Genomic DNA, 26485 nt, shown 5'->3' with positions numbered 1-26485 from the left:
GTCAGGTCCTTTCGTTACGGCCAGCGCCCGAACTCGCGGCGGCGATTAACCGGGACGAGGAGTAGCCGGCCACGGTGGGCAGGATCACCACCTCACCGCCGTGGCGGCGCACCACGGCGGCTTCGGGGAGGTCGGCCGGCGCATAGTCGCCGCCCTTGACCCAGATGTCGGGACGCAGGTTTTCCAGCAGCCGCTCCGGAGTCGGCTCGTCGAAGATCGCCACCGCGTCGACGCAGGCCAGGGCGCCCAGTACCCGCGCCCGGTCGACGTCGCGCATCACCGGACGCCCGTCGCCTTTCAGCGCGCGCACCGACTTGTCGGAGTTGACCAGGACGATCAGGGCGTCACCGAGTTCGCGGGCCTGCCGCAGCAACCTGATGTGCCCGGTGTGCAGCAGGTCGAAGCAGCCGCCGGTGGCCACCACGGTGCGGCCGTCCCGGCGCAACCGCTCGGCCAGCGCCGCCGGATCCAGGCCGGCGGGGTCTTCGATCCGGGCGCCGGTTGGCAACACAGCGCGCGGGACGGGGGTCGATACCGCGGCCGCACCGCCGGTGGCCACGAAGCGGGCGGCGTCGGCGACGGCGGCGACCACGGCGGCGATCGGCCCCGCCCCGGCTCCCAAGGCGGTGGCCGCGGCGACGGCGAAGCGATCGCCCGCTCCACAGACATCGCCGGCGGCCGCTGCCGGCTGCGGGACCCTGACGTGCTCGGCGTCGCCGTCGGCTCCGTACACCCAGGCGCCGTGCTCGCCGTGGGTGATGCACACCAGTTGCGCACACCATCTGCTGCGGAGCAGTTCTCCGGCCCTGCTGTCGCCGCAGAAGTGCTGTGCCTCTTGCTGATTCGGAGTCACCAGGACACATCCCGGCACCGGTGCGGCGCCACGCGGATGCGGGTCCCAGACCACCGGGATCCGCGGTGCCAGCCGGCTCAGCACTCCTCGTATCTCCGGCAGCGCGGTGACACCGCCGCCGTAGTCGGCCACACAGATCGCTCCGGCACCGGCCAGCGCCTCGGTGACCTCGTCGGCCAGCGGCCGGCTGACCGGGGAACCGTCGCCGCCGTCGAGGCGCAGCAGCGACTGTCCCCGCGCCCGAATCCTGGTCTTGGTCACGGTGGTTCCGCGCATCGGCAGCCCCAGCACCCGCACCCCGGCAGCGGCCAGCAGGCCCTGCAACTGCCGGCCGGCGTCATCGTCGACGATCCCGGTGACCAGCACCACTCCCGTTTCGGTGCGCGCCGCCAGCAGGGCGGCCAGCCCGGCCCCGCCCGGCCGTTGCCTCAGCTGCCCGGCGTCGACCACCGGGACCGGGGCCTCCGGGCTCAGCCTGGTGGCCGACCCGTCTATATCGATGTCGAGCATCGAATCACCAATGATCACAAGCGGTTTCATGCTCTCTCCGAACTCAGCAGCACGTCGTCGACCGCCATGCATAGCGCATGTACCAACAGCAGGTGGATCTCCTGCACGGTCGCCGTCGTCGGGGCGTCCACGGTGACCGCGTCATGGCACATCGACGCCAGCACGTTGGGGGCCGGCCCGGTCAGGCCCCAGGTGAGCATGTCGAGGTCGTGTGCGGCCTTGACGGCTGCCAGCACATTTCGGCTGCTGCCGCTGGTCGACAGCGCCACCAGCACGTCGCCCCGCCGGCCGTGGGCACGCACTCCCCGGGCGAACACCTCCTCTTCGCCGTAGTCGTTGGCGATGGCCGTCAGCGCCGAGGTGTCCGCGTGTAAGGCTATGGCCGACAACGGGATCCGCTCGTCGCGAAACCGTCCGACGAGTTCGGCCGTCAGGTGCTGGGCCTCGGCGGCGCTGCCGCCGTTGCCGCATGCCAGTAGCCGGCCGCCGCCGCTCAGCACCCCCGCCAGCTGCCGGCCCCACCTGCGCAGGCGCGGCGCCTGCGCACTGGTCCGGCCGACCGCATCCCGCAACGCGTCGAAGTGCACTTCGATCATGGCGGTCCTCCTCTCCACCGCACCGCAGCCAGCAGTTCGGCGTCTTTGATTCCGTCCAGGCAGGGATGGCCGGGCACCGAGCAGACCCGGGCCCGGCTGGCGCGACACGGCGCGGACTGGTCGCCGAGCACACTGACCCGCCGGCCGTAGGGACGCCACTGTGCGGCCGGGACGACGGGCGCGAACAACGACACCACCGGGGTTCCGACGGCGGCGGCTAGGTGCGCCGGCCCGGTGTTGGGCGCCACGACCACGCGCGCCGCCGCGAACACCGCCGCCAATTCCGCCAGGCTGGTCCGGCCGCCCAGGTCGACGGCCGCATCGCCGGCCACCGCGGCGGCCAGCGCGGCCTCGCCGGGACCACCTGTGACGACCACGCGGTAGCCGGCGCCGGCCAGCGCCGCCACCATGGCCGCGCTGCGGTCCTGGCTCGGTTGCCGCGCCGGCACGGCGGCGCCGGGATGGAATGCCACGAACGGGTCCCGGCCGATCCGGGTCGACAGCCGGCTCGGCAGCGGATCGAGCGCCCGGATCCGCAGCGCGCCGTCGTCGCCGGGTGGCAGCGGACAACCGGCCGCGGCGGTCAGCGACAGCGCCCGCTCCGGCTCGGGGACTCCGCTGGGCGCCTGGTATCGCAGATCCAGCAGCGCGCCGGGGTAGTCGGTGCTGATCGCGCCGACCCAGGGCACCGACGCCATCTTGGCCAGCAACGCCAGCGGCAGCGGCGACTGGTGGAACGACGTGAAGATGTACAAGCGTGCCGGCGCGATGTCGCGCAGCTGCTTGACCAACCCTTCCGCGTGGGCGGCGGTCAGCTCGGGCGAGTCGAAATCCACCCAAGGCGCCTGCCATTCCACGATCTCGTCGACGCCGACCAGCAGTTCGGCCGCATCGCGGCCGCGTGGCCCGACCAGCATGACGACCCGGTCGTGGTACGCGGCCACCGCCCGCGCCGCGGGGCCGGTGATCAGCACGTCGCCGGCACTGTCGAGCCGCGCCACCATCGCGGTACTCGAGGCGGTCTTCATCGGCACTCCCGCAACACCAGCGATGCGGCCTCGTCCAGGGTCGCGGCCACCCGCGCGCGAGCCTGCGCGCGATCGATTTCGTCCGGCAGGGTGCGCGCGGTGGGCACCAGCACCGCGTCGGCGTCGGCGGCCAGGGCCGCCTCCACATCGCCGCCGGTGTCGCCGATCATGACGCAGCGGCTGGGCGGTACCGCCAGCGCCTCGGCGGCGGCCAGCACCATGCCCGGCCGCGGCTTGCGGCAGCCGCAGCCGTCCAGTTCGGCGTGCACGCACACCTGCCAGGAGTCGAACGGGCCGAGCAGTTCGTCGACCCGGGCGTTGACGGCGGTCAGCTGGTCGCTGCTGATCAGCCCGCGGGCCACCCCGGACTGGTTGGTGACGACCGCCAGCAACAGCCCGCGTTCGCGCAGCCGCCGCAGCGCACGCACGGCGTCGGGAGTGGGCCGAACACCGTCGGGGTCGTTCAGGTAGGGCCGATCGACGATGAGCGTGTCGTCGCGGTCGAGCAGCACCGCCAGCGGCGGGTCGCGCCGGGTCCGGCGAAACACCCATTCGCCGGCCAGCCGGTGCGCCACCGCGGCCGGTGGAATCAGCGCGCTGGTCACCGAAAGTCGAAGAGCCTCAACGGCAGAACGCGGGCCGGCCAGCCAGCGCCGGGCGGTGAACTCCGCGCTCAGCAGCAGCCAGAGCGTCACCGCGATGCGGCGCGCCGAATTCCGGCGTAGTAGTCCAGCGAGCACGGTTACGCTGCCGGCCGCGGTGGTGGCCAGGTGCGCCGGCAGCCGACCCGGCCCCTCGCCGACCATGGTTCGCCAGGACCGGCCGTACTTGCGGCGCAGCAATGCGTCGTCGCGGTTTCCGGCCTGCGCACGCACGCTGGACCACCAGGTGGCGGGGGCCACGGGGTGCCGGCTACGCCGGCCGCCGCGCACTATCCGGCCTCCGGCCGCGATGATCCGCACGGCCAGGTCGGAGTCCTCGCGGTAGGCGCGGGGGAACCGCTCGTCGAAGCCGCCGACGGTGACCAGTGCGGCGCGGCGGTATGCCATGTCGGCGGTGATCCAGCGCGCCGACGCCAGCCGCAGGGTCCGGCGATCGTCGTCGGTCGGCCGGCCGGACCGGGACGCCGGAACCTCGATGACCGCCTGGGAGCCGTCCGCACCGGCCGCGCCGGCGGCCGCCAGGTCGGCGGACAGCTCCGAGCGCCACCGCGGCCCGGGCACCACGTCGTCGTCCAGGAAGCACACCCACCGGGTGTTGGTGGCCCGCCATCCCACGTTGCGTGCGGCCGCCGGGCCGCGCCCGCCGCTGGCCAGCACCCGCACCGGAAAGCCGGCGACCAGGTCGAGGGCGGCGTCGGGGGCTTTCCGGTCGTCGACCACCACCACCTCTTCGGGGGCCGGGCCCGAACCTTGGTCTAGCGCGGTCACCAAGCGGCACAATGATTCTCGGCCGACAGTGGGCACCACGATCGCGTAGCCGGAACTCATCGGCGGCGCCTGACCAGGTAGCGGCCGATGGCGAGTACGTCGATCGGGGAACTGCCGAACACCTCGAGCGCATCCCGCGGGGAGTCCACCATCGGCCGTCCGGCGGTGTTGAAGCTGGTGTTGACCAGCACCGGCACCCCGGTCCGCTGGGCGAACCGGCTGATCGTCGCGTGCAGCCGCGGCTCGGCGTCCTTGTCGACGGTCTGGATGCGTGCGGTGCCGTCGACGTGGGTGGCCGCGGGGATGCGCTCGCGCCACGCCTCGGCGACGTCGTGCACGAACAGCATGTAGGGACTGGGCAGCGGGCCGCGGCAGAAGATTTCGGCGGCACGTTCGGCGAGAACCATTGGCGCCACCGGCCGGAACTGTTCGCGGCCCTTGACCGAATTGAGCCGTTCCAGGTTGGCGGGATCACGGGGATCGGCCAGCAATGAGCGTCCGCCCAGGGCCCGGGGACCGAACTCGGCGCGGCCCTGAAACCAGCCGACCAACCGGTCGTCCGCCAGCGCGTCACCAATGGCAGACGAAATATCCTGTGGCTCTTCGTAACTGATTGCCGCGCTGTCCAGTGCGGCCCGAATCTGCCGGTCGGACCAGCCGCGGCCCAGTCGCGCGGTCGGCATCGGGGCGATCGGCTCGCCATAGGCTGCCGCCAGCGCCAGCGCGGCGCCCAGCGCGGTGCCGGAGTCGCCGGCGGCGGGCTGCACCCATACCCGGTCGAAGCCGGATTCCGCGTAGATGCGGGTATTGGCAACGCAATTGAGCGCCACGCCGCCGGCAAGGCATAGTGCGTCGCCGTCGGTGCGGTCGCGCAGCCAGCCGACCAGGTCCAGCAACACCTCTTCGATGACGCGCTGCACGCTGCAGGCCAGGTCGGCGTGCACCGGATCGAGGTCGTGCGACTCCGGGGCGCGCCGCGGCGCCAACTCCTCCCACTCGATGGGCTTGGTGCGGAACCCGCCGTCGGCGCAGGCGTACACCCGGTCGCGCAGCTCTCCGAGGAACCTAGGGCGGCCGTAGGAGGCCATCGCCATCACCTTGTACTCGTCGCTGGAACGCGCGAAACCCAGGTGCTCGGTGAGACTTTCGTAGAGCAGCCCCAGCGAGTCGGGCAGCCGCTGCGATGCCAGCACGTCGAGCTTGTGGTCGCGGTACACCCCGGCTAGCATCGAGGTTCGTTCGCCGCGACCGTCCACCACCAGCACCGCGGTGTCGGGGTGCGGCGAGGCCAGCGCTGTCGATGCCGCGTGCGCGATATGGTGGCGAACGTGTTGCACGACTTCGGGATTGAGTCCGGGTACGGCGGATGCCAGGAATCGCGGCGCGCGCAGTGCATACAGCGTGCGCAAGTGCTCCCAGTCCCGGTCCAGGCCGGCCGGGTCGAGCGGTTCCTCGTACATCAGTGCCGGGTCGTAGGAATAGCCGACCGCGTCGATCTGCGCCGGGTGCAGACCGGCGTGATCCAGGCACCACCGGATCGCCGCCACGGGCAGCTCCCAGGTCGAGAAGGGCACCGCCGGCTTGCCGTGTTTGCGCCGGGAGAACCGCTCCTCCTCGGCGGCCGCGACCACCTGCCCGTCGACCACCAGAGCCGCGGCCGGATCGTGAAATACGGCATTGACGCCCAGGATTCGCACCGGACCTCCTATGTCGCCAGCGGTTCGCGGGCCGGGGTCCGCCGCGACTGGTCGAGCGTCATCCGGAACCACTGCAGCGTCCGGCTCAGCCCGGTGCGGTGGTCGACCCGCGGCCACCAGTCCAGCCGTTGGCGGGCCAGCGTGATGTCGGGGCAGCGGCGCTGCGGGTCGTCGACGGCCGGCGGGCCGAATTCGATGATCGAGCCGCTGTCGGCCAACGCACGAATCAGCTCGGCGACCTCGAGCACGGTCAGCTCGGTGGGGTTGCCGATGTTGACCGGGCCGCTGAAGTCGCTGCGGGCCAACGCGATCAGACCGGCCACGGTGTCGTCGACGTAGCACAATGACCTGGTCTGGGTTCCGGCGCCCGATACGGTCAGCGGCTCACCACGCAGCGCCTGCCGGCAGAAAGTCGGAACCATCCGGCCGTCGTCGGCGCGCATACCCGGCCCGTAGGTGTTGAAGATGCGGACCACTCCGACGTTGGTTCCGTGCTTTCGATGGTGGGCGAAGGCCAGCGCCTCCGCATAGCGCTTGGCTTCGTCATAGACGCTCCGCGGGCCAACGGGATTGACATTGCCCCAATATTTTTCCGGCTGCGGATGCTGCTGGGGGTCGCCGTAGACCTCGCTGGTGGATGCCAGCACCAGCCGGCCACCGCCACGCTGGACGATCTCCAAAGCAGTGGCCGTGCCCTCGGATCCGGCCCGCAGCGTCGCAATCGGCAACCGTTGGTAGTCCAGCGGTGAAGCCGGTGACGCCAAATGGAAGACGGTGTCGAAGGCGACGCCCACCATGCCGATGACTGCGGGATCACAGACATCACCGGGCACGAAGCGATAACCCGGCCGCCCCCGCAGCCGCGCCGCCGCGGCCGGGGAGCTGGTAGACAGGTCGTCCAGGCTAACCACCTCGACGCCGGCCCCCAACAGCTGTTTGCACAGGTGAACACCGAGGAAGCCGGCGCCCCCAGTGACCAAAACACGCGACATTCCAGGCACCCGCGTCTGGTACCCGGGAATTCGATGATGAAACGTGTTTTGCCAGCGTAATTCCGGGGTAGTGGACTCGGATATGGCGGTCCCCTCTGCAAACTCTGCATGCCGGCCCCGAACGTCCTTCGTGATCGCGACGCGTGACCGTGCCAGCGAGCTGTGCACCGTCCTGGAACGTCTGCTGGACACCACCGGCTGCCCGATCGTGGTGGTGGACAACGCATCCCACGACCACTCGGTGGCGGCCGCCGACCGGCTCGCGGCCCGCTCCGGCGGCCGGTTGACCGTCATACCCCTGACCCGCAACCAAGGCGGCGTAGCCCGCAATATCGGTGTGGCACAATGCAGCACACCTTTTGTCGCGTTCTGCGACGACGATTCCTGGTGGGCGCCCGGGGCCGTCGAGTTTGCCGAGGTGCTGTTCGACGCGTATCCCACCGTGGCGCTACTGGCAGGCCGAACCGTCGTCTGGCCGCAGCACCGTGACGACCCGGTGGTCGACGAACTCGCCAACAGTCCGCTCGGTCGACACACGGCCTTGCCCGGGCCGTCCATCCTGGGGTTCCAGGCCTGCTCGGCGCTGGTGCGCAAGGCGGCATTCCAGACCGTCGGCGGATTCAGCCCGATCCTGCACTTCCGGGGCGAAGAGACGTTATTGGCCTGGGATCTGGCCGCAAGGGGCTGGGATCTGTGCTTTTGCCGGGCGCTGGTGGCATACCACCGACCGTCTCCGGCGCGAAAACCGGACCGCGTCCAGCATGCCCGGGTGCTGCGCAACGAAATGCTCACCGCGTGCCTGCGCCGGCCGGTAGACCGGTGCATCCGCGCCTCCGCCGAGCTGGCCTGGGCCGCGACACACGACACCGCCCACGCCGCAGCGTTATTCGAGGCGCTCAGCGCCCTGCCGAAGGCGCTGCGGCAGCGGCGCCGGCTACCCGAGCCGGTTGAGCGGTCATTGCGGCTAATCGAAAGTCGTTGAACGGCAACGTCATCCGAATCACCCCGACCTGGCGGCCATGCGCCGGGACGGCACCACCTTGTCGTAGATGCGTTCGGTGTCGGCCGCTATCCGGTCCCAGCTGTAGCGGGTCCGGGCCCGCTCCCGGCCGGACGTGCCCAACGCTGCGCGCCAGCGCCGATCCGGTAGCAGCGACGACAACGCCTGGGCCAGCGCTTCTGGATCCCGTGGCGGTACCAGCCGGCCCGTCACGCCGTCGACGACGGTGTCGCGCATTCCGCCTACGGCCGTGGCGACCACTGGCACTCCACAGGCCATCGCCTCCAGCGGCACGATGCCGAACGGTTCGTACCACGGGGTGCAGGCCACCACATCCGCGGACCGCAGCATGGCCGGCATCTCGTCGCGGGTGATCGCCCCGGCCAGTTGTACGCGATCGGATACCCCCAGCCACCCGGCCAGCTCCTGCAATCGGCGCGCCTCCGGCTCGTCGGCCAGTGGGCTGCGGTCGGGGCCGCCGACGATCACCAACTCGGCATCCGGAACTCGGGCCAGTGCCCGGATCAGCGTGTCGAATCCCTTGCGCGGCACCAATCGTCCGACCGACACGATGCGCGGCCGATCGCCGCGGCCGGCCACCGGACCGTCCGGGGTGAAGGCGTCGACGTCGACTCCGCACGGCACCACCGACGTCCGGGACCGGGCGCGGCCCATCCGGACCAGCTCGAACACTTCGTCGGTGCTGGTGGCCGCCACCCAGTCGGCGTCGCGGGCGACGACGGCCTCCACCCCGATCCGGCAGCCGGGGCTGGTGTCGTCGACGCCCTGGTGCGCTCGTTTGACCAAGCCCAGCGCGTGGAAGGTCTGCACGGTCGGGATGCGGTGCGGCCGGGCGGCCCGCTGCGTGGCCAGGCCCGACATCCAGAAGTGGGCGTGCGCCACGTCGGGCGGTGCGCCCAGCCAGTCCGCGTCCAGGTACCGCGCGAACCCGTACATGTATTGCAGCAGTTCGTCTTTGGGTAACGGGCGAGCCGGGCCCGCGGCCACATGCGCGACGGTGTAGCCGGATCCGGTCTCGACGGAGTCGGGCAGCGCGGAGTCGTCGCGCCGGGTATAGACCACCACCTCGTGGCCACGCCGGGCCAGCGCGGCCGATAGCTCGGCGACGTGCACGTTCTGACCACCCGCGTCCACGCCGCCCAGATGGGCGAGGGGACTGGCGTGTTCGGAGATCATCGCGATCCTCATGCCGGCTCCTTTCGGGATCGACTGCACTGCTCCTCGATGAGCTGGTCCCACTCAGCGAGAAAGCGCCCCAGCGAGAAGTGGCTGGTGGCGAATTCCCGCGCCGCCTTGCCGGCGGCGACCGCGCTGGCATGGTCGTTCATAAACTCGCGCAGGCCGCGCCCCAACGCGTCCACGTCGGCGCTGACCACGCCCGCCTCGGCGGGCATCAGCAGCGGGACCATCGTGGTGCCGGCCACCACTACCGGCATCCCCAGGAACATCGCCTCGACCAGCGACAGACCCAGCGACGTCCAGCGCGCGGTATGCAGGTACACCCTCCTGCGAGCGACCTGCTCCCACAACCGCGGAGCGGCAACATCGCCGCGGCCCATCACGGCACCGCGGTTGACGGAGAGCGCCTCGCTGCCGATGCCCCACACGTCGACGGCCGCGTATGCCGACAACGGTTCCAGCAGGTCGGCGCCGACCGTGCGCCACCGCCGCAGTGGCTCGTTGATCATCGTGGCCGCGCGCAGGATGTCGCCGGTGTAGCGCGGGCCGGGATCGGCGACGCCGTGTTCGATCACCCGGGTCGGCGCCGACCCGTTGTCCCACATCAGCCGGTTGAACTCGGTGACGTGGACCAGCGGGATGTCGCTGCGGTCGGCAACCGGATGGCGGCTGCGCTCGGCGTGCGGCCGCGGTGCGTTGTGCTCGACGTACACCGCGGGCACGTCGCGGCCGGCACGGCGGCCCGTCCACCGGGCACACAGCGCCGCCTCGTGCGGGTTCTGCAGCACCACGACGTCGATGTCGTGCCGGCCCAGTTCCTCGAGCGCGACCTCGCGCGCGTTGCGCCACGACCGGCCCGCCAGGCCCCGGCCTTCGGCACCACCATCGCCGGCCAGCGGGACCAGATACCGATGCCGGCCCGCCACGAACGCCTGCGTCCAGGACCCGTGCACGTGCCACACCAGGACCGTCTTGACGTCACGCTGCGACATGGCGAGCCAAGTACCCTTAAGGTGATTCGCTAAACGGCTTTTTCGCGACGATTTGCGGTCCCCCTTCCGCGTCGGACCTACCCACCGACAAGGCGGTTGCCTAACCTTGAACTGGGTATTCAGGGTTGTCATGCAGGAAAGCGAATTCAGCAAGCTGCGCGGCGTGGTGGTGGGCGCCTCGGCGGGCGGTGTCCAAGCGCTGCGCTGTCTGGCGTCCGGCCTGTCACCCGACCTGCCCTACGCCTACCTGGTGACCCTGCATCTGCCGCCGGGCGCACCCAGCGTGCTGTCGCAGATCCTCGATCGCAGTGGGCCGCTGCCGGCCGTGCCCGCCGAGCACGGCGCCGCGCTGCAGCAGGGACGCATCTATGTGGCCACGCCGGATCGTCATCTGCTGGTGAGCGACCACCGGGTGGTGCTGTCGCAAGGGCCGACCGAAAACGGGCATCGTCCCGCGATCAACGCATTGTTTCGGTCGGCGGCGCTGGCCTTCGGGCCGCGCGCGATCGGGGTGTTGTTGTCCGGCGTGCTCGACGACGGCGTGCTGGGGCTCGCGGCAATCCGCGCCCGCGGCGGCACCACCATCGGCCAAACAGCCGAGGATGCCCTGTTTCCGTCGATGCCGACCAATGCCCGACACGCCGGCGTGCTGGACCGGGAGGCGGCCGCCGCCGACATCGGGGCAGTCCTCAAGGAGCTGTCGCACCGGGAAATCAAGGAGCTCACCATGGAACCCGATATCGCGCTGGAGCTGGAGAACCGCATCGCCATGGCGTCACCTTTCTCGACCGACTTCGACACCCAGCAACTGGGGACGGCTTCGGGGTACACCTGCCCGGACTGCCACGGTTCGCTGGTATCCATCGGCGAGGGCCACTATCGCTGCCGCGTCGGCCATGCCTGGACGGCCGACGCCCTGCTGACCGCCCGCGACGACGAGATCGAGGGCGCACTGTGGGTGGCGCTGCGCAGCCTGCAGGAGAAAGCCCGACTGGCGCGGCACCTGGCCGACAAGGCCGGTCACGGTCCGGTTTTTCGGCGCTACTCGGCCCGGGCCGAGGAGACCGAGCGGGCGCTGGCCGTGCTAAGCCAGCGGCTGTCGGCCGGCGTTCCCCACCGGGGCCACCCGGGCGATGACGATGACTGAGCACAACCGGCACGTGGTGGTCGACACCGAGCACCAGGACGACACAGCGGTCCTGGTGGTCGAGGGCGTGCTCGACAGCCTGACCTACCGCGAGCTGCGCGACGCCGTCATTAAGGCGGCGCTGGAAGAACCGCGCGCGGTGATCGTCGACGTGAACCGCCTGTCGGTGCCATCGGCCTCGGCCTGGTCGGTGTTCACCAGTGCCCGCTGGCACGTCAGCACCTGGCCGGATGTGCCCATGCTGCTTGCCTGCGAGGACCCAAAGACGCGGCGGCTGATCACCAGGGTCGGGGTGGCGCGATACGTGCCGGCGCACCCGACCCGGGAGTCCGCGCTCGCCGCGGTGGCGGAACCGTCGCTACACGTCCGGCGGCGTACCCGGGCCCAGCTTCCGCCGACCGCGGTCAGCGTCCGGGTGGCCCGTTCACTGATCCAGGCGTGGCTAACCGCATGGGCCAGAAGCGATCTCGCTGCCGTAGCCGCCACGGTGGCCACGGTGCTGGTAGAAAACGTGCTCGCGCACACCGACAGCGCGCCGGTACTGGTGCTGGAGAGCTACCGAGACACCGTCACCGTGGCGGTGGAGGACCACAGCTATCGACCCGCGGTGCGACACGAAGACGCCGGGCACGGCGCCGAAATGCTGTCCGGCCTGTCCATCGTCGCCGCCCTCTGCCGCGCGTGGGGCAGCACACCGACCTCCTCGGGCAAGACGGTGTGGGCGCTCGTCGGTCCCGAAAACGGGCTGTGACGTCGCGAGTAGTGTTCCAGTCCGTCGGACCCCCTCACCGAATGCGGACGTCACAGCCATGAACGCCACAACCGACGAGTCCTTCGAGGCCTTGTTGCGCTACATGCGGGATTCCCGCGGCTTCGACTTCACCGGGTACAAGCGCGCGTCGCTGATGCGCCGGGTCCGGCACCGGATGGATCAGGCCGGCTACTCCGGCTTCGACGACTACCTGGACGTCCTGCAGGCCAGCTCCGACGAATTCGCCGCCCTGTTCAACACCATCCTGATCAACGTGACCGCCTTCTTCCGCGACCAGGAGACCTGGGATTTCGTCAGGGCCGACGTGATTCCGCGGATGCTGGCCGAGCGCGGTCCCGACGACCCGGTCCGGGTCTGGAGCGCCGGATGCGCCTCCGGCCCGGAGGCCTACACCCTGGCCATGCTGTTGGCCGAGGCGCTGGGCGCCGACGCGTTCCGGCAACGGGTCAAGATCTACGCCACCGACATCGACGAAGACGCGCTCGCCGAGGCACGCATCGCCGCCTACGATGCCAAGGCGGTCGAGCCGGTGCCGCCGGATCTGTTGGCCCGCTACTTCGAACAGCTCAACGGCCGCTACGTGTTTCGCAAAGATCTGCGTCGCACCGTCATCTTCGGCCGCAACGACCTGGTCAAGGATGCGCCGATCTCCCGCGTCGACCTACTGGTGTGCCGCAACACGCTGATGTACCTCAACGCCGAAACTCAGCGAAACGTGTTGAGCCGCTTGCATTTCGCGCTGGCACCACAGGGCACCCTATTCCTCGGGCACGCCGAGATGCTGCTCAGTCACGGCGATCGATTCACCCCGCTGAACCTCAAGAACCGAATCTTCCGCAAGGCCGCCGGACCGCACGCCAACGTCAACCGCTACGACCCGGCGGCGGCGCTGTATGACCGCCAGGGCGACTCGCCGGGCCTGACAACATTGCGGGACTTGGCTTTTCGCGCCGGCCCGGTGGCCCAGATCGTGGTCACCCGGGAGGACACCGTCGCCATGATCAACCAGCAGGCCGAGACGGTGTTCGGCCTTTCGGCCCGCGACATCGGACGGCTGCTGCGTGATCTGGAAGTGTCCTACCGGCCCGTCGAGCTGCGCGCCTACCTGGAGCAGGCCAAGGTGGAGCGCCGTCCGGCGCGGATTCAGGACGTCAAATGGCAGCGGCCGGGCGCCGACACGGTGTGGTTCGAGATCCACGTCAACCCGCTCATCGACGCCCAGAACGGCCTGCTCGGGGTCTCGATCGTGTTCTTCGACGTCACCGCGACCCGCGCGCTGCTCGACAAGGTCGTCGCGACCAACCGGGCGCTGGAGACGGCCTACGAGGAGTTGCAGTCCACCAACGAGGAGCTGGAGACCACCAACGAGGAACTGCAGTCGACGGTGGAAGAGCTCGAGACCACCAACGAGGAACTGCAGTCCACCAACGAAGAACTCGAAACCATGAACGAGGAACTGCACTCCACCAACGACGAGCTGCACACCATCAACGACGCTCTGCGGGAACGCACCCTCGAGCTGGACGACCTGAAGGATCTGCTGGACTCGCTGGTCAACTCGGTCCGGCTGGGCATGGTCGTGGTGGACCGGGAGATGCGGGTGGTGGTGTGGAACAGCGGCAGCGAGGACCTGTGGGGGCTGCGAGCCGACGAGGCGACGGGTTCGGCGTTGACCTCGCTGGATATCGGACTGCCGATGGAGAACCTGCGGCCGTTGATCGGCAATGCCTTCGTGGACCCCGACAGTTTCGGTGAAACGGTGCTCGATGCGGTCAACCGCCGCGGCCGCCCGGCTCAGGTGCGCGTCACCTGCACATCGTTTCGCTCGGCCGGGGACCTCATCGGCGGGGCGCTGCTGCTCATGGAGGTCGTCGGCTGACAGCCGCACCGGGCGATCGGTCCGGAATGCGAAAACAACCTCTGCGGCGGTTTCACTTCCGGCATAGCGGGTAGTCTCCGCGCGTCGCGGAACGCCCCAAGAAACGCGGGAAGGGAGTCGCGAGGTTCGGAGGATGGCCGAATGAAGATCGCGATCGTCTGCGGTGACGACGTCGCTCAGGAGTACGACCCCGAGTACGGTGGGGCCGTCACCGAGGACTGCGGGCAGCTGTGCGCCGCGTTGGCTACCCAGGGGCACGACGTCACCGCCTTCGTACGCCGCCGGGCGACCTTCTCGGATGCCGCGGGTGCCGAGACCGGTCACGGCTATCGGATCGTTGCGGTGACCGCCGGCCCGGTGGCGGCGATTCCTGCGGTGCAGGTGTTGCCCTATGTGGGCGACTGGGCCGCCGAACTTGCCGCTGTGTGGGCGTCGGATCCTCCCGACGTCGTTCATGCCCTCGGATGGCTGGGGGGCATGGCCGCCCAGCTGGCGGCGAAACGTCAACGCCTGCCGACCGTGCAGAGCTTCTATGGCCTGACCACGCAGCCGCACCGAGCCGGTCGCCATCCCGACGGCTCCGAACGCGCCCGGCTCGAACCGCTGTTGGCCCGCAACGCGACCTGGGTCACCGCCGGCAGCACTGACGACGTCAGCGCGCTGGCCAGGCTGCGCCGCACCCGTGCGCGGTTGTCGGTCTTGTCGGCAGGTGTCGATGTCGACCGCTTTACTCCCGTGGGTCCCGCGCTCGCCCGTGGCGACCAGCATCGCATTGTCTGCGTCGCCCCAGATCCCTCGCCGGACAGCGGCTTCGACGCGACGATCCGCGCCCTGCCTAAGATCCCCGCGGCGGAACTGGTCATCGCCGAAAGCGCCCCGGCCGGCTCCCGGCACCGTGAAGCTCGGCGCGCCCTGGAAAACCTCGCCGCCGAGCTGCGGGTGAGTAACCGGGTCCGCGTCGCCGGCCCGGTTGCGGCCCACGAACTGCCGGCGCTGCTGCGGTCGGCGGACGTGGTAGCGTGCGCGCCGCGGCAGGCGCCGCGCGCCGGCGCCGCGTTGCAGGCCATGGCCAGCGGCGTCGCCGTGGTGGCGGTGTCCACCGGCGCCCTGGTCGACACCGTGGTGCACTCGGTCACCGGACTCCTGGTATCGCCGAACGACCACCGGGAATTGGCAATCGCATTGAAAACTCTTCAAGGACAAAGCTTCCAGTGTGCGGGAATGGGAGCCGCGGGGCGGTTGCGCGCAGAGTCGCGGTTCACCTGGGAGCGCATCGCGCTCGATGCGCTAAACATCTATCGTCAGGTGAGCTCGCAGGTCGAACAGCAAGCCGTGGCGAGCGCCCGATAGTGGCGCAGATCCACTACCATTATTGTCAACAATGACAAGTGTTACCGAGGACACACGGTGCCGTGCCCGTCCGCAGCTGCGCGACGCGGTCAGCCTTGACGGCAAGGATCGCCCGCAACAACCGGACGGCCCGGCCGCGGTGCGCTACGCCCACTTCCACACCGCCGACCCGGTCGCCGCCCAGAGATTCTTCGGCAACGCCTATCACCCGGGCTGGCGAATCACCGAGTTCGCCAGGGGAGCGACGATCACCCACCGCCGGTGTGCAACCGAACACCTCACCGTCGACGACGTGACGATCCAGGGCCGAGTCGACTGCGAAATCCGCACCAGCGACGGCTTCGAGGTGATCCAGCCGCGCTCGGGCTCGTTGATCGCGGTCGGCGACGGCTCTCCGAACGCGGACACTCCGATGCTGGCCGTCGACGGATTTCCGCGGCTGTTGCGGCTGAACAGCGTCCGGTTCACCATTGCCAGCATCGACGCCGACCTGCTGCGGCAGGTCGCCGCGGGGTCACACACGCCGATGCCGCAGCAGGTCGAGTTCCTCGGTTCCCGGCCGCGTACCCCCGCGGCGGCCCGCATGTGGCGGGACGCATTCGACTACGTCACCACCAGCTTCGCCTCCGCCGACACCGCCCGGCACCCGCTCCTGGTCACCGCGGCCGGTCGCCTGCTGGCCGCCGCGCTACTCGAGTGCTTTCCGTCCAACGTCACCGCGGGAACGTCGTCGCCCAACGACCCATCGGTCCCCAAGGCCCTGCAAACCGCGATGTCGTTCATTCACCGCCACGCCGCGATGAACATCGGGGTCAAGGATGTGGCGGCCGTGGTGCATCTGACGCCGCGGGCGGTGCAGTACCTGTTCCGCCAGCAGCTCGACACCACTCCCACTGAGTACCTTCGCCGGGTCCGGCTGCATCGAGCCCATCAAGATCTGATCTCCGGCGATCGATCGGCCACCACGGTCAGCGAAATCGCGCAGCGCTGGGGCTTCGCCCACACCGGCCGGTTCGCCGTACTCTATCGCCAGACCTACGGCGAAAGTCCGCACACCGCGCTCAAGCGCACCGCCGCCGGGTAGCGCCGCCGGATCACGCCGTTCTGGCCAACTTCCGCAATCCGGATGCGTTCTGCCCCTTAGCGATTCGTTGCACCAGCATCCGGGTGGCCTTTTCCAGGATCTGCTGCGCGGCAGCGGCCCGGCGGGCGCGGCGCGCGCGCCGGGCCGCCGCGGCAATCGTCGCGCCCTGCTCGTAACCGGCGACCACCCGGGGATCGACATAGGAGCCGCGCGCCACCGCCGCGGTGTTGCCCAGTTCCTCGGCGACCTCGCGCATCACGGCCGCCTCGACCCGCTTGGTCACCCGTTGCGACACCGGCGGGTCCGCGTCGGCGAACGCCGCGGCCGCCAGCACGGTGCCGTGCCAGGTCCGCAAGTCCTTGACGCTGTAGTCGTTGCCGACCAACTCCTTGAAGCGCGCATTGAGGTCGTCAGCACGTATCTCTTCCCATCCAGAACCGTTGCGGCACACCAGGAATCGCTCCGAAGCCGGCTTTCGGCGGGTCAGCGAACGCACCGCGCGGACGACTTCGGGGTCGTCGATCTCCAGGGTGCGCCGCACCCCGCTCTTGGCGGGGTAGTCGAAGGCCACAGCGTCGCGGCGCACCGTCACGTGCTCACAGCGCAGGGTGGCGATCCCGTAGGAGTCGTTGTCGTCCGCATACTGCTCACCACCGGCCCGGAAGTAGCCCAGATCGAGCAGGTGCAGAGCCAAGGCCAGCACCCGGTCGCGGGTCAGACCCCGGCCGCCGAGGTCCTCCGCGATCCGGCGCCGCAGCGCCGGCAGCTCCTTGGACAAATCCAGCACGCGGTCGAACTTCTCCTCGGCACGCTCCTGCTGCCAGGCCTGGTGGTAGAGGTACTGACGGCGTCCGGCCGCGTCCGTGCCGACCGCCTGAATGTGCGCGTTGGGATACGGCGCGATCCACACCTGCTGCCACGCCGGCGGGATCACCAGATCCTTGATTCGCTGCAGGGTCTGGCCGTCGGTCAGCAACTCGCCGTCCGGGCCGTAGTAGGCGAAGCCCTTACCCCGCCGTTTACGGGCGATCCCGGGCTTGCTCAGGACGCTGCGACGCAGCCGCATCGGCGCTCCTCTCATGTCCCCAGAGGAATTACCCACCGCGACAGCGGCTCACACCGGGGCTCGGCGGGTCAGTAGTCCGGCGGGTGCACGTCGCGGGTGCGCAGCAACAGCGGAACCAGCACCCAGAAAACCGCGAACAGCGCCAACGCGCAGGCCCCGGCGACGATGCCGGCGGTCACCCCGGACACCGCGTCGAAGATGATGACCGTCACCCCGGTCAACGCCAGGCCTAGCAGCACCAAACCGGCGTAGGCGCACCGGGGCGCCGCCGACACCAGAACCACCAGGCGGTGCCGCCGAAACAGCAGCCGGTGCATGCCCACCGGGGCGATCAGCAGCACCGTCGCGGCCACCGAACATCCCACCGTGGCCAGATACACACCGTGCAGCGTCAAGGTGTCGAAGCGCTGCTGGAACGGCAGCGTCAGCAGGAAGCCGGTGAGCAGCTGAACACCGGTCTGGACCACCCGCAGCTCCTGCAGCAGGCTGTTCCAATTGCGGTCGAGCCGTTGGAGTTCGGTCTCCCCGCGTCTGCGCTGATCCAAGCGCTGGTCCCGGTCCGGATGGTCGACATCCATGCCGGTGATCATCGCATTCGACGAGACCCGGACGGCGATTTTCCACCGGCTTGCCCGGCCGAAGCCGAACGACCCGCCACATCGTCGGGGCGGGTCGTTCCGGCTGCCGGCGCCGCGTCAGCCCGCCATGAACTCGTGGTAGGCCGACTCCAGATGCGAGGGCAGGGCCGTCACATTGCACTGGCGCTCGGTGTCGCCGATCGGCGCCAGAATCCCGCGCAGGTCGTAGTACTCGTTGGGGTGCGCGGTGAAGTAGTTGCGAATGTTGGCGGCCGCCTCGCCTCGCGGCTGCCCGTAGGCGGCCATGACGACCTGGTTGGCACCCGGATGCGCGGCGAGGTACTGCTGCGCCGAGCCGGTCACCGACGAAATGGTGGCGTGGACGCCTTCCGGACTGCAGTCGGGTGCGGCCACCGCCGACGGCGCGGCCACGACCCCGATGGCCAGCCCCCCGAGCAGGCAACCGACGCTGACCCCGGCGACGCGCCGACGCGCGACGATACTGCTGAATTTCATGACGTATTCCTTCACATGATTCGCATGAGCAAACCGATCATGGAGGCTCCCGAATCCCCGAAAGCCAAAGTAGCGGAAGGAAAAGCAGCCGCCGGGCGCCGTTCGCCCAGGACGAACATGCGCCTGCGGCGGCAACCGTCGTTGCCGTGACGGTTGCGCACTGGTGTGACCCGTTGTGTTAAGGAACGGCCAAATTCTCAGAAGTGAAGACGAGTTCTTAGACGATCGTTATCTCGATCGTGACGAAAACGTGATGTGTTAGCGGTTCAGCCTGCCGTCCCGCACGCCGGTCAATGCCTCGTCCAGCGTCGGATATAGCGGGAAGGTTTTGTCCAGGCCGGTCAGGTGGATCGGCCGTCTGGTCGCCGGGCCTCGCGCGACCACTCCGAATTCGGCCGCACCGCCGAGTTTCTCGTAGGTCGCCGCGAGGATCTTGAGCCCCACCGAGCCGAGGAACTCCACGCCGGACAGATCGATGATCAATGCCGTCGGATTTTCGGCGACCACGCCGCCGATGGCTTCTTCCATGGCCGGAGCGGTGACCAGGTCGATTTCGCCACCGATACTGAGCACAGCGACCCCGTCGTGGTCCGTGACCTCGGCGGTGATCGAATCAGGAGCTGACAATGGCGGTCCTTTGTCCAAAGCCGTGGGGGTACTGCAAGCCTAACCCGCCTCCCGAACTGCGAGAAGAAGAAGACCTTGACGCGTTATGCGGCGCGCCCCAGGCTAGTCTCCCCATATGAGCTGCGCCCTTCGGGGCGCGACATGGCACTTGGGGAGGCCAGATGTCAGACTTGCCGATGGAGCTCACGACTACTTCGAACACTTCGAACACCAATACCGTCCCGCAGACGGTCTCCAGCGATGGTTTGCTGCCACAGCTGGTGCAGCATCTGCGGCAGAACCGGACCGGGTTGCGCGAGGAGTGGGCGCGCCGGATCACCGCGGCCGAGCTGCTCACCGCGATGACGCCGGAGGAGATTTTCTCCGAGGCGACCGCCGTCTACGACAACTACGTCGAGGTGCTCGAGACCGGCAGCGTCGAGGCGCTGCAGGATTATGCCCGCGACCTGTCGGAACGCATCATTCCCCGGGGCGTGGAGACCGACGAGGTCGTTGGCATCGTGCTGCTGCTGCGCGATGTGCTCGCCCGGTCACTGTTCGAGAAGTACCAGACCGACTTCGAGATGCTCAACCAGGTGCTGGACGCCTACGAGCCGGCGGCCAACCGGATCGCCAACACCGTGGCGGTCAGCTTCGTGCAGGAACGTGAACGCATCATCCGCCAGCAGCAGGAGGCCATCCGCGAGCTGTCGACGCCGGTGCTGCAGGTGCGCGAGCAGCTGCTGATTCTGCCGATCATCGGCGTGCTGGACAGCCAGCGCGCCCGCCAGGTCACCGAGCAGCTGCTGCGCGCCATCCGGGCCAACCGCGCCAAGGTCGTGGTCATCGACATCACCGGGGTACCGACCATCGATTCGACGGTGGCCAACCACCTGGTGCAAACGGTGGACGCCTCCGGGTTGATGGGCGCCAGCGTGATCATCACCGGCCTGTCCTCCGAAATCGCTTTGACCCTGGTCACAATCGGGCTGGACCTGTCGAAGATGAACGCCGTCGGCGACCTACAGGGCGGTATCGAGGAAGCCGAGCGGCTGCTGGGCTACGAAGTCACCCGCACCGGCGACTAGACCGGGTAGGCACTCATCAAAGGTCAGCCCATGCCGGTACCCATTCTGAAGCTGGGACCGATTCTCATTGCGACGGTGCGCTCGGCGCTCACCGACTCCGAAACCGAGCTCTTCCGGCAGCGTCTGATGGACCGCGTCACCGAATTCCGCGCCCAGGGCATCATCGTCGACGTCACCGCCGTGGAGGTGCTGGATTCGTTTGCCGCCCGGTCCCTGCAGACGATCGCCCGGATGATCCGGCTGCGTGGCGCCGAGACGGTGATCGTGGGCCTGCGCCCGGAGGTGGCCTTCGCGATGGTGCAGCTGGGGCTGGCCTTCGACGATATGCACACCGCGCTCGACTTGGAGGAAGGCCTGGCGCTGCTGAACCGCAAGTTGGGCCTGGAAAAGCCGATGATCGGGCCCGGCAGTGACGGATGACATCGTCGTCGAGGTGGACCACCCCGACGACATCGTCGCTGCTCGCCACGCGGGACATCAGCTCGCCAGTGAGCTGGGGTTCTCGCTGACCGATGTCACCATGATCGCCACCGCGATCTCCGAAATCGCCCGCAACATCACCAGCTACGCCGGCCGGGGCGAGGTCCGGGTCGCGGTGGCCGAGCGCGAGGGCCGCAAGGCGCTGGTGGTGCGCGCCGAGGACGAGGGGCCGGGCATCGCGGACGTCGATCGTGCGATGGAGGACGGCTACTCCACCGGCCGCGGGCTGGGCATGGGCTTGCCGGGCGCGCGGCGCCTGATGGACCGGCTGATCGTCGAGTCGGCGGTGGGTCGCGGAACGATCGTCGAAATGTGGAAATGGGTTCCGCCCCGTGCGCGATAACGGCCGGTTCGGGCCGATCGAGTGGGCGGTCGCGGGCCGGCCGCGGCCGGGCGAGCACACCTGCGGCGACCTGCCGATCGCGGTCCAGATCGGCGGTGACGCGGCGCTGTTCGGTGTCCTCGACGGACTTGGACACGGCCCGGAGGCCGCCCGGGCCGCACGGATCGCCGTCAAGGTGCTCGACGACGCCCGCGACGAACGTCTCGAGGTGCTGATCCAGCTCTGCCACCGCATGCTGTACGGCACCCGGGGGGTCGCGATGACCCTGGCCAGAATCGACTTCTCCGCCGGCGGGCTGTGCTGGACGGGCGTGGGAAACGTGGCCGCCAACCTGGTCGCCAAGGCGATCAGCGGGGTCCGGATCAGTTCCAGCGTGCGGCTGACCGCCGGCATCGTCGGCTACCGGGTACCGGAGGTCACGCCGGCCAAGGTGGTGCCGATCCGCGCCGGTGACCTGCTGGTCGTCGCCAGCGACGGCATCACCGACGACCACCTGGACCACATCGACTTCGCTGCTTCCGCCACCGCCATCGCCGAGCAGATACTGGTCAAGCACGCCAAGGACACTGACGACGCGATGGTGCTCGCCGCGCGTCACCGGGGCATCTCGACATGACCTACACCGACGACTTTCGCGCCCGTTATTTCGCCGCGCTGCGTACCTACCTGGACAAGCGCGACGAGGACAGCCTGGCCGTCGGCCATGAGCTCGGACGCCGGGCCTTAGCGGAACGCATCAGCATGCTCGACATCATCGAGAACCACTTCCGGTTGCTCGACGAGCTCTCGGCAGACGCCGCGTCGGGCCGGCCGATCGCGCTGGAGTTCCTGCTGCAGACCCTGGCAGCCCTCGACATCGCCACCCGCGGATTCCTTGACGGCACCAGGCGTTACGAGCAGCAGCGGGCCCGGGCCGAGGATCTCGCCCACCGCGACACCTTCCGCAACGCGCTGGTGAACTCGTTGCAGGAAGGATTCTTCGTCGCCGACCACGACGGCGCCGTGATCGAGATGAACAGCGCGTTCGCCGAGATCATCGGCTATCCCCCGGAAGGTTTGCCGTACCGGTGGCCGCATCCGTGGCTGCTCGACAAGAAAAGCGCGGCCCAGCAACAGCAGCGGGTCCGGCGGGACGGCTTTGCCGAGTACGAGACGCCGATCCGGCACCGCGACGGCCATCTGGTCTGGGTGACAGTCAGTATCAACGCCGTTCGGGGCGCGGTCGCGGACCGCGACGTGTACGTGGGCACGGTGCGCGACATCACCGCCGAACGAGCTTTCGCCGCAAGGGAAAGCGCGGTGCTGCGGCTGGCCACGTCGGTCGGTGTGGCCAAGAGCATGGCCGAGGTGCTGTCCATCACCCTCGACGAATGCCGCAGCGCGGTCGACGTGCAACGCGTGGTTGCCGTCATATGGCCTCCCGGCGACGGTGAACCGACCGTCCAGGTCGCCGGGGAGCCATCCGAAAAGTCTTGGCGCAGAATGGATCCGATGCTGCGCCAGACGTTTGAGGAGGCACGCCAACAACTGCCGCTGACGGCGAGAACTATCGAGTGGCCCGACACTCCGGGCAAAGCCCGGGGACTGGTCGCGGTGCTGTCGGGTGCCGCCGACGTCGCGCTGTGGCTCGAGTTGCGGGTGCCGCGCTGGGTGACCGCCGAGGATCGGCTGCTGGTCACGGTGCTCATCGGTCACCTGAGCCTGGCCATCGGCCATGTCCGGCAATTCGAGAGCGCCCGTGAGACATCGTTGACCCTGCAGCGGGCCATGCTGCCCCCGGTAAAGCCGCCGCCGGGCTTCGCGGTCCGCTACGAACCCGCCGTGCCGCCGTTGGAGATCGGCGGCGACTGGTACGACGTGCTGGCACTGGACGACCACCGCATCGGCATTGTCGTCGGCGACTGCGTGGGCCGCGGGTTGCCAGCCGCCGCGATCATGGGCCAGCTGCGCAGCTCGGCGCGCGCGCTGTTACTCACCGGCGCGCAACCCGCACTGTTGCTCGAACAACTCGACGCGGCCGCGTCGCTGATTCCGGATGCCTACTGCACCACTGTGTTTCTGGCGATCCTGGACACCAAATCCGGGATCCTCGACTACAGCAACGCCGGGCACATGCCCGCGGTGCTTGCCGAGCCCGGCCGCGGGACCACGTTGTTGACCGACGCCCGCTCGGTGCCGTTGGCGGTCCGGCGAACGCAGCCGCGCCCGGAGGCTTCCCAGGAATTGCTGCCCGGCTCGACGCTGATGCTGTTCACCGACGGCCTGGTCGAGCGCAAGTACGAGTCGATCGACGAAGGCCTGGGACGCGTCGCCGACGTGTTGGCAGCGTCGATGATGTTGCCGGTCGATGCCGTCGCCGATGCCGTGCTGGGCCGATTGGCGCCGGCCGCAGGATACGACGACGACGTCGCAATGGTGGCATACCGGCATCCACACGGGCCGCTACGCATCGAAACCAGTGCTACCCCAGATCAATTGGCGGGCATCCGGCGCCAGCTGGCGTGGTGGCTGCGAGCCGCCGACGTCTCCGACGAACGGGCCGGCGACATCGTGCTCGTGATCAGCGAGGCCTGTACCAATTGCATCGAGCACGCATACCGCGGGCACCGCGTCGGGACCATGCTGGTCGATGTGAGAGCCGTCGACGAAGCGGTGCAGGCGCGGGTCGTCGACTCCGGGTCGTGGAAGACACCGGCGGCCGATCCGGGCAACGGCGGGCGGGGCCTGACGCTGATCAACGCCCTGTGTGACGCCGTGGAAATCGACAACAGCCCGGGCGGGACTGCCATCGAGATGCTGTTTCGGCTGCCTCGCTAGCCGAAGAAGACGTTGCGGCGGCGGATCAACAGGCTGTACAGCATCTGCTGGATGGTCTCCCGTACGTGGTCGGTCAGTTCGAATGTGACGGTGGGGTCGTCGGCATCGGCGCGGTCGTAGTCGGCGGTGCCGATCGGCCGGCCGAATGCGATGTGCCACTTGGACGGCAGCGGTATCAGCCCGGCCGTTCCGGCCCACGGGAACAACGGGGTGATCGGGAAGTACGGCAGGCCCAACAGCCTCGCCAAGGGCTTGACATCGCCCAGCATTGGATAGATCTCCTCCGAACCCACCACCGCGCACGGGATGATCGGCGCTTTGGCGCGCACCGCGGCCGACACGAAGCCGCCGCGGCCGAAACGGCGCAGCTTGTAGCGGTCCTTGAAGCACTTGCCCAAGCCCTTGTATCCCTCGGGAAACACCACGGCGAGTTCGCCGGCCGCCAGCAGCCGATGAGCATCGGTGGGACAGGCCAGCGTGTGACCGGCCTTGCGGGCAACCTCGCCGATGACCGGCACGTCGAAACACAAATCGGCGGCCAACGCTCGCAGGTTTCGGTGCGCGGGATGGTGTTCGTGCACCGCCGTCGAGATCATCAGCGCATCGACCGGCAACACCCCGCCGTGGTTGGAGACCACCAGTGCCGGGCCCTTGTCGGGCAGATTTTCGATCCCGCTGACCTCGACCCGGAACCACGACCGCGAAAAGAACCGCAACAACGGCCGTACCAGTGCGTCGGTGAAGTGGGGGTCGAAGCCGAACTCGTCGACGCGATAGTCCCCGGTCAGTCGCTTGCGCAGGAATTGGGCAACGGCGGCGACCCGTTGGGCGAGCTCGTTGGCCGGCGCCTGGGCCCCGGGCACCCTGGCTCCGAAGGCGCGCTTCTGATCGAGGTCTCGGATGACGGCGGCCGCCCGCCGTTGAGTGGCCTTGGAATTGGGCGGCGCAAGCGTGGGCCGCAATGCCGTGTGCCGGCTGCTTTGGCGGCCAGCCTGATTCCGTGTCGCTAAACGTTGTCGATTCGGTTGCAATGCAATGACATTGGTCCTCGCGGGCATAGACGAACCCCCCGGCACTCTGAGTGTCTGGAATGGATGTGAAGTGGGCCTTGTGTTAGACCCTGGCCGGCGCCGCCCCCGCAGCGCATGCAAGGAGTTTAGTCCTTACATATCGGCAATAGAAGACATGGGGTTGGACGAAAATTATCCAGGCGATCTCGCTCAGATCACGGCTTGCCGGAGCACAATTCACGTGGCGGCATCGCGGCAAATCTGTCCGGGTCGTCAAATCGCATTAGCCGCCCGCGGCGGCTACGGCCGATCCTCGGTTGAACCGCGGCAGGTTGAGTTACCGGATCCGGGGTATTCAAGGGCGTGACCCGTACCACCTTCAGGCCCGTCAAGCAGCGACGCTCATCTGACGTCGAGCCGTCCCTACCGGCCGGACACGGACCACTGTCGATCGCCGTGCGCCGCGCGTTGACCGGGCCGGCGCCCCGCGACCAGTTCACCCGCATCGGCGCCTCGGTGGGCGACGTCGATCCCTACGGCCACGATCTGCAGCTGGCCTTGTATATGTGCTATGAGCTGCACTACCGCGGCTTTTCCGGAGTGGATCCGACTTGGGAGTGGAATCCCGCGCTGCTGCACCTACGTGCCGAATTCGAGCGGGCTTTCCTGACGGGCGTGCGTCGTGATGTCGGCCCCATCGAGCCGCACGACACCGCCGTGGCCGAAATGGACAAGCTCTCGATAGAGCCCGTCGACGGCACTGGGCCGTCGTATTACCTGCGCGACACCGGAACATGGCGGCAGATGCGTGAATATTTTGCACACCGATCGCTGTATCACCTCAAAGAGGGTGATCCGCATGCCTGGGCAATTCCACGCCTGACCGGTCAGGCCAAGGCGGCATTCGTCGCCGTCGAGTTCGACGAATACGGTGCCGGTTATGGCCCGCGGGTGCACCAGCAGCTTTTCGCCGACCTCCTGGACGCGGCCGGACTCGATTCGACCTACCTGGGGTATCTCGACGTGGTTCCCGCCGAATCACTGGCGGTGGTCAACATCATGTCGTTGTTCGGGCTGCACCGGCGGTTGCGGGGCGCCGCAATCGGACACTTCGCGGCGACGGAGATCACCTCGCCACCGGGTTCTCGGCGGATGGTCGAGGCGCTGCGCCGGATGGAGGCACCCGAGGAATGTGTCGCCTTCTACCACGAACACGTGGAAGCGGACGCGGTACACGAACAGGTGGTCCGCATCGACGTGGTGGGCGATCTCGCCGAGCGAGAACCACACCTCGAGCAGGACATCGTGTTCGGGATGCGGGCGTTCGAGCTCCTCGAAAACCGGTTGGCCGACTGCCTGATGCGGTCGTGGCAGGCCGGTGAGACATCGCTGCGCCGGCCGTTGGACGAGGTGTAGGCCCTCGCGCTTAAAAGGGTGGGGGTTCGTCGTCG

25 protein-coding genes are annotated in these 26485 nt (G+C 68.9%); 12 read left to right on the top strand and 13 right to left on the bottom strand.

Features of this window, described 5'->3' with window-relative positions; translation table 11 throughout:
• Window position 1 precedes the first annotated feature (1 nt).
• From BST40_RS30770 to BST40_RS31095, 6 genes are read right to left on the bottom strand one after another with little or no spacing between them, the layout of a single operon-like run.
• Complete coding sequence (locus tag BST40_RS30770; RefSeq protein WP_075547822.1) at window positions 2-1393, bottom strand: PfkB family carbohydrate kinase; 1392 nt, start codon at window positions 1391-1393, stop codon at window positions 2-4.
• Window positions 1390-1959 carry a D-sedoheptulose-7-phosphate isomerase gene (locus BST40_RS30765; RefSeq protein ID WP_075547821.1) on the bottom strand — a complete coding sequence of 190 codons (570 nt, stop codon included), beginning with the start codon at window positions 1957-1959 and terminating at the stop codon, window positions 1390-1392. Before BST40_RS30765 ends, BST40_RS30770 begins: the two co-directional genes overlap by 4 nt.
• Complete coding sequence (locus tag BST40_RS30760; protein ID WP_241780274.1) at window positions 1956-2987, bottom strand: glycosyltransferase family 9 protein; 1032 nt, start codon at window positions 2985-2987, stop codon at window positions 1956-1958. Before BST40_RS30760 ends, BST40_RS30765 begins: the two co-directional genes overlap by 4 nt.
• Window positions 2984-4477, bottom strand: coding sequence for an HAD-IIIA family hydrolase (locus BST40_RS10990; protein WP_075547820.1), 1494 nt, complete (start codon window positions 4475-4477; stop codon window positions 2984-2986). Before BST40_RS10990 ends, BST40_RS30760 begins: the two co-directional genes overlap by 4 nt.
• Window positions 4474-6114 (bottom strand): carbamoyltransferase family protein, encoded by a 1641-nt coding sequence (locus BST40_RS10985; RefSeq protein WP_075547882.1) that lies wholly within the window; start codon window positions 6112-6114, stop codon window positions 4474-4476. Before BST40_RS10985 ends, BST40_RS10990 begins: the two co-directional genes overlap by 4 nt.
• 8 nt (window positions 6115-6122) lie before the next feature.
• On the bottom strand, window positions 6123-7106 hold the full coding sequence (locus BST40_RS31095) for an NAD-dependent epimerase/dehydratase family protein (RefSeq protein WP_176357732.1): 984 nt from the start codon (window positions 7104-7106) through the stop codon (window positions 6123-6125).
• Window positions 7107-7188: 82 nt separating this feature from the next.
• On the opposite strand from BST40_RS31095, the gene BST40_RS31090 reads away from it, so the two are divergent.
• Window positions 7189-8088, top strand: coding sequence for a glycosyltransferase family 2 protein (locus BST40_RS31090; RefSeq protein ID WP_176357731.1), 900 nt, complete (start codon window positions 7189-7191; stop codon window positions 8086-8088).
• 18 nt (window positions 8089-8106) lie between these two features.
• Here the strand turns inward: BST40_RS31090 and BST40_RS10970 are convergent, their stop codons facing one another.
• Together BST40_RS10970 and BST40_RS10965 are read right to left on the bottom strand one after the other, a co-directional pair.
• Window positions 8107-9315, bottom strand: a complete 1209-nt coding sequence (locus BST40_RS10970) for a glycosyltransferase (protein ID WP_083154243.1) — start codon at window positions 9313-9315, stop codon at window positions 8107-8109.
• Entirely contained in the window at window positions 9312-10298 is a 987-nt protein-coding gene (locus tag BST40_RS10965) for a glycosyltransferase (RefSeq protein WP_208618905.1), read from the bottom strand. The genes BST40_RS10970 and BST40_RS10965 overlap by 4 nt, the downstream gene beginning before the upstream one ends.
• Before the next feature lie 130 nt (window positions 10299-10428).
• On the opposite strand from BST40_RS10965, the gene BST40_RS10960 reads away from it, so the two are divergent.
• From BST40_RS10960 to BST40_RS10940, 5 genes are all read left to right on the top strand, one after another.
• Window positions 10429-11445 (top strand): chemotaxis protein CheB, encoded by a 1017-nt coding sequence (locus BST40_RS10960; protein ID WP_083154241.1) that lies wholly within the window; start codon window positions 10429-10431, stop codon window positions 11443-11445.
• Complete coding sequence (locus tag BST40_RS10955) at window positions 11438-12196, top strand: STAS domain-containing protein (RefSeq protein ID WP_083154260.1); 759 nt, start codon at window positions 11438-11440, stop codon at window positions 12194-12196. The genes BST40_RS10960 and BST40_RS10955 overlap by 8 nt, the downstream gene beginning before the upstream one ends.
• A gap of 58 nt (window positions 12197-12254) precedes the next feature.
• Window positions 12255-14096 (top strand): CheR family methyltransferase, encoded by a 1842-nt coding sequence (locus tag BST40_RS10950; protein ID WP_075547817.1) that lies wholly within the window; start codon window positions 12255-12257, stop codon window positions 14094-14096.
• Window positions 14097-14237: 141 nt separating this feature from the next.
• Window positions 14238-15446 carry a glycosyltransferase gene (locus BST40_RS10945; RefSeq protein ID WP_075547816.1) on the top strand — a complete coding sequence of 403 codons (1209 nt, stop codon included), beginning with the start codon at window positions 14238-14240 and terminating at the stop codon, window positions 15444-15446.
• 31 nt (window positions 15447-15477) lie between these two features.
• A complete protein-coding gene (locus BST40_RS10940) occupies window positions 15478-16530 on the top strand; it encodes a helix-turn-helix transcriptional regulator (protein ID WP_083154239.1) in 1053 nt (350 codons plus the stop codon).
• A 10-nt stretch (window positions 16531-16540) separates the two neighbouring features.
• Here the strand turns inward: BST40_RS10940 and BST40_RS10935 are convergent, their stop codons facing one another.
• The 4 genes from BST40_RS10935 to BST40_RS10920 all read right to left on the bottom strand — a co-directional run bounded on the left by BST40_RS10935 (window position 16541) and on the right by BST40_RS10920 (window position 19317).
• Entirely contained in the window at window positions 16541-17596 is a 1056-nt protein-coding gene (locus tag BST40_RS10935) for a DNA topoisomerase IB (protein WP_083154237.1), read from the bottom strand.
• A gap of 68 nt (window positions 17597-17664) precedes the next feature.
• On the bottom strand, window positions 17665-18174 hold the full coding sequence (locus tag BST40_RS10930) for a DUF6328 family protein (RefSeq protein ID WP_083154258.1): 510 nt from the start codon (window positions 18172-18174) through the stop codon (window positions 17665-17667).
• Between the two features lie 117 nt (window positions 18175-18291).
• Window positions 18292-18690: a heme-binding protein gene (locus tag BST40_RS10925; protein WP_083154257.1), complete on the bottom strand. Its 399-nt coding sequence runs from the start codon at window positions 18688-18690 to the stop codon at window positions 18292-18294.
• A 258-nt stretch (window positions 18691-18948) separates the two neighbouring features.
• The gene (locus tag BST40_RS10920; protein WP_075547814.1) at window positions 18949-19317 is read right to left on the bottom strand and encodes an STAS domain-containing protein; all 369 of its coding nucleotides are present in this window, start codon (window positions 19315-19317) and stop codon (window positions 18949-18951) included.
• 176 nt (window positions 19318-19493) lie between these two features.
• On the opposite strand from BST40_RS10920, the gene BST40_RS10915 reads away from it, so the two are divergent.
• The 5 genes from BST40_RS10915 to BST40_RS10895 are packed head-to-tail and all read left to right on the top strand — an operon-like array spanning window position 19494 to window position 24024.
• On the top strand, window positions 19494-20384 hold the full coding sequence (locus BST40_RS10915; protein ID WP_371687272.1) for an STAS domain-containing protein: 891 nt from the start codon (window positions 19494-19496) through the stop codon (window positions 20382-20384).
• Between the two features lie 30 nt (window positions 20385-20414).
• Complete coding sequence (locus BST40_RS10910; protein ID WP_075547812.1) at window positions 20415-20804, top strand: STAS domain-containing protein; 390 nt, start codon at window positions 20415-20417, stop codon at window positions 20802-20804.
• Window positions 20794-21207: an anti-sigma regulatory factor gene (locus BST40_RS10905; protein ID WP_075547811.1), complete on the top strand. Its 414-nt coding sequence runs from the start codon at window positions 20794-20796 to the stop codon at window positions 21205-21207. Before BST40_RS10910 ends, BST40_RS10905 begins: the two co-directional genes overlap by 11 nt.
• Window positions 21197-21823 carry a SpoIIE family protein phosphatase gene (locus BST40_RS10900; RefSeq protein WP_075547810.1) on the top strand — a complete coding sequence of 209 codons (627 nt, stop codon included), beginning with the start codon at window positions 21197-21199 and terminating at the stop codon, window positions 21821-21823. The genes BST40_RS10905 and BST40_RS10900 overlap by 11 nt, the downstream gene beginning before the upstream one ends.
• Complete coding sequence (locus BST40_RS10895) at window positions 21820-24024, top strand: SpoIIE family protein phosphatase (protein ID WP_075547809.1); 2205 nt, start codon at window positions 21820-21822, stop codon at window positions 24022-24024. Before BST40_RS10900 ends, BST40_RS10895 begins: the two co-directional genes overlap by 4 nt.
• On the opposite strand, the gene BST40_RS10890 is transcribed toward BST40_RS10895, so the two are convergent.
• Window positions 24021-25082, bottom strand: a complete 1062-nt coding sequence (locus BST40_RS10890; protein WP_083154236.1) for a lysophospholipid acyltransferase family protein — start codon at window positions 25080-25082, stop codon at window positions 24021-24023. The two genes, BST40_RS10895 and BST40_RS10890, sit on opposite strands and share 4 nt — an antisense overlap.
• Window positions 25083-25397: 315 nt before the next feature.
• Between BST40_RS10890 and BST40_RS10885 the strand changes: the two genes are divergently transcribed.
• Entirely contained in the window at window positions 25398-26450 is a 1053-nt protein-coding gene (locus tag BST40_RS10885; protein ID WP_083154234.1) for an iron-containing redox enzyme family protein, read from the top strand.
• Window positions 26451-26485: the final 35 nt, after the last annotated feature.

The organism is Mycobacterium persicum (genome assembly GCF_002086675.1).
Classification (GTDB): domain Bacteria; phylum Actinomycetota; class Actinomycetes; order Mycobacteriales; family Mycobacteriaceae; genus Mycobacterium; species Mycobacterium persicum.
Note: the sequence above shows the minus strand (reverse complement) of the source record. Positions and strands in the feature narration are given on the sequence as shown.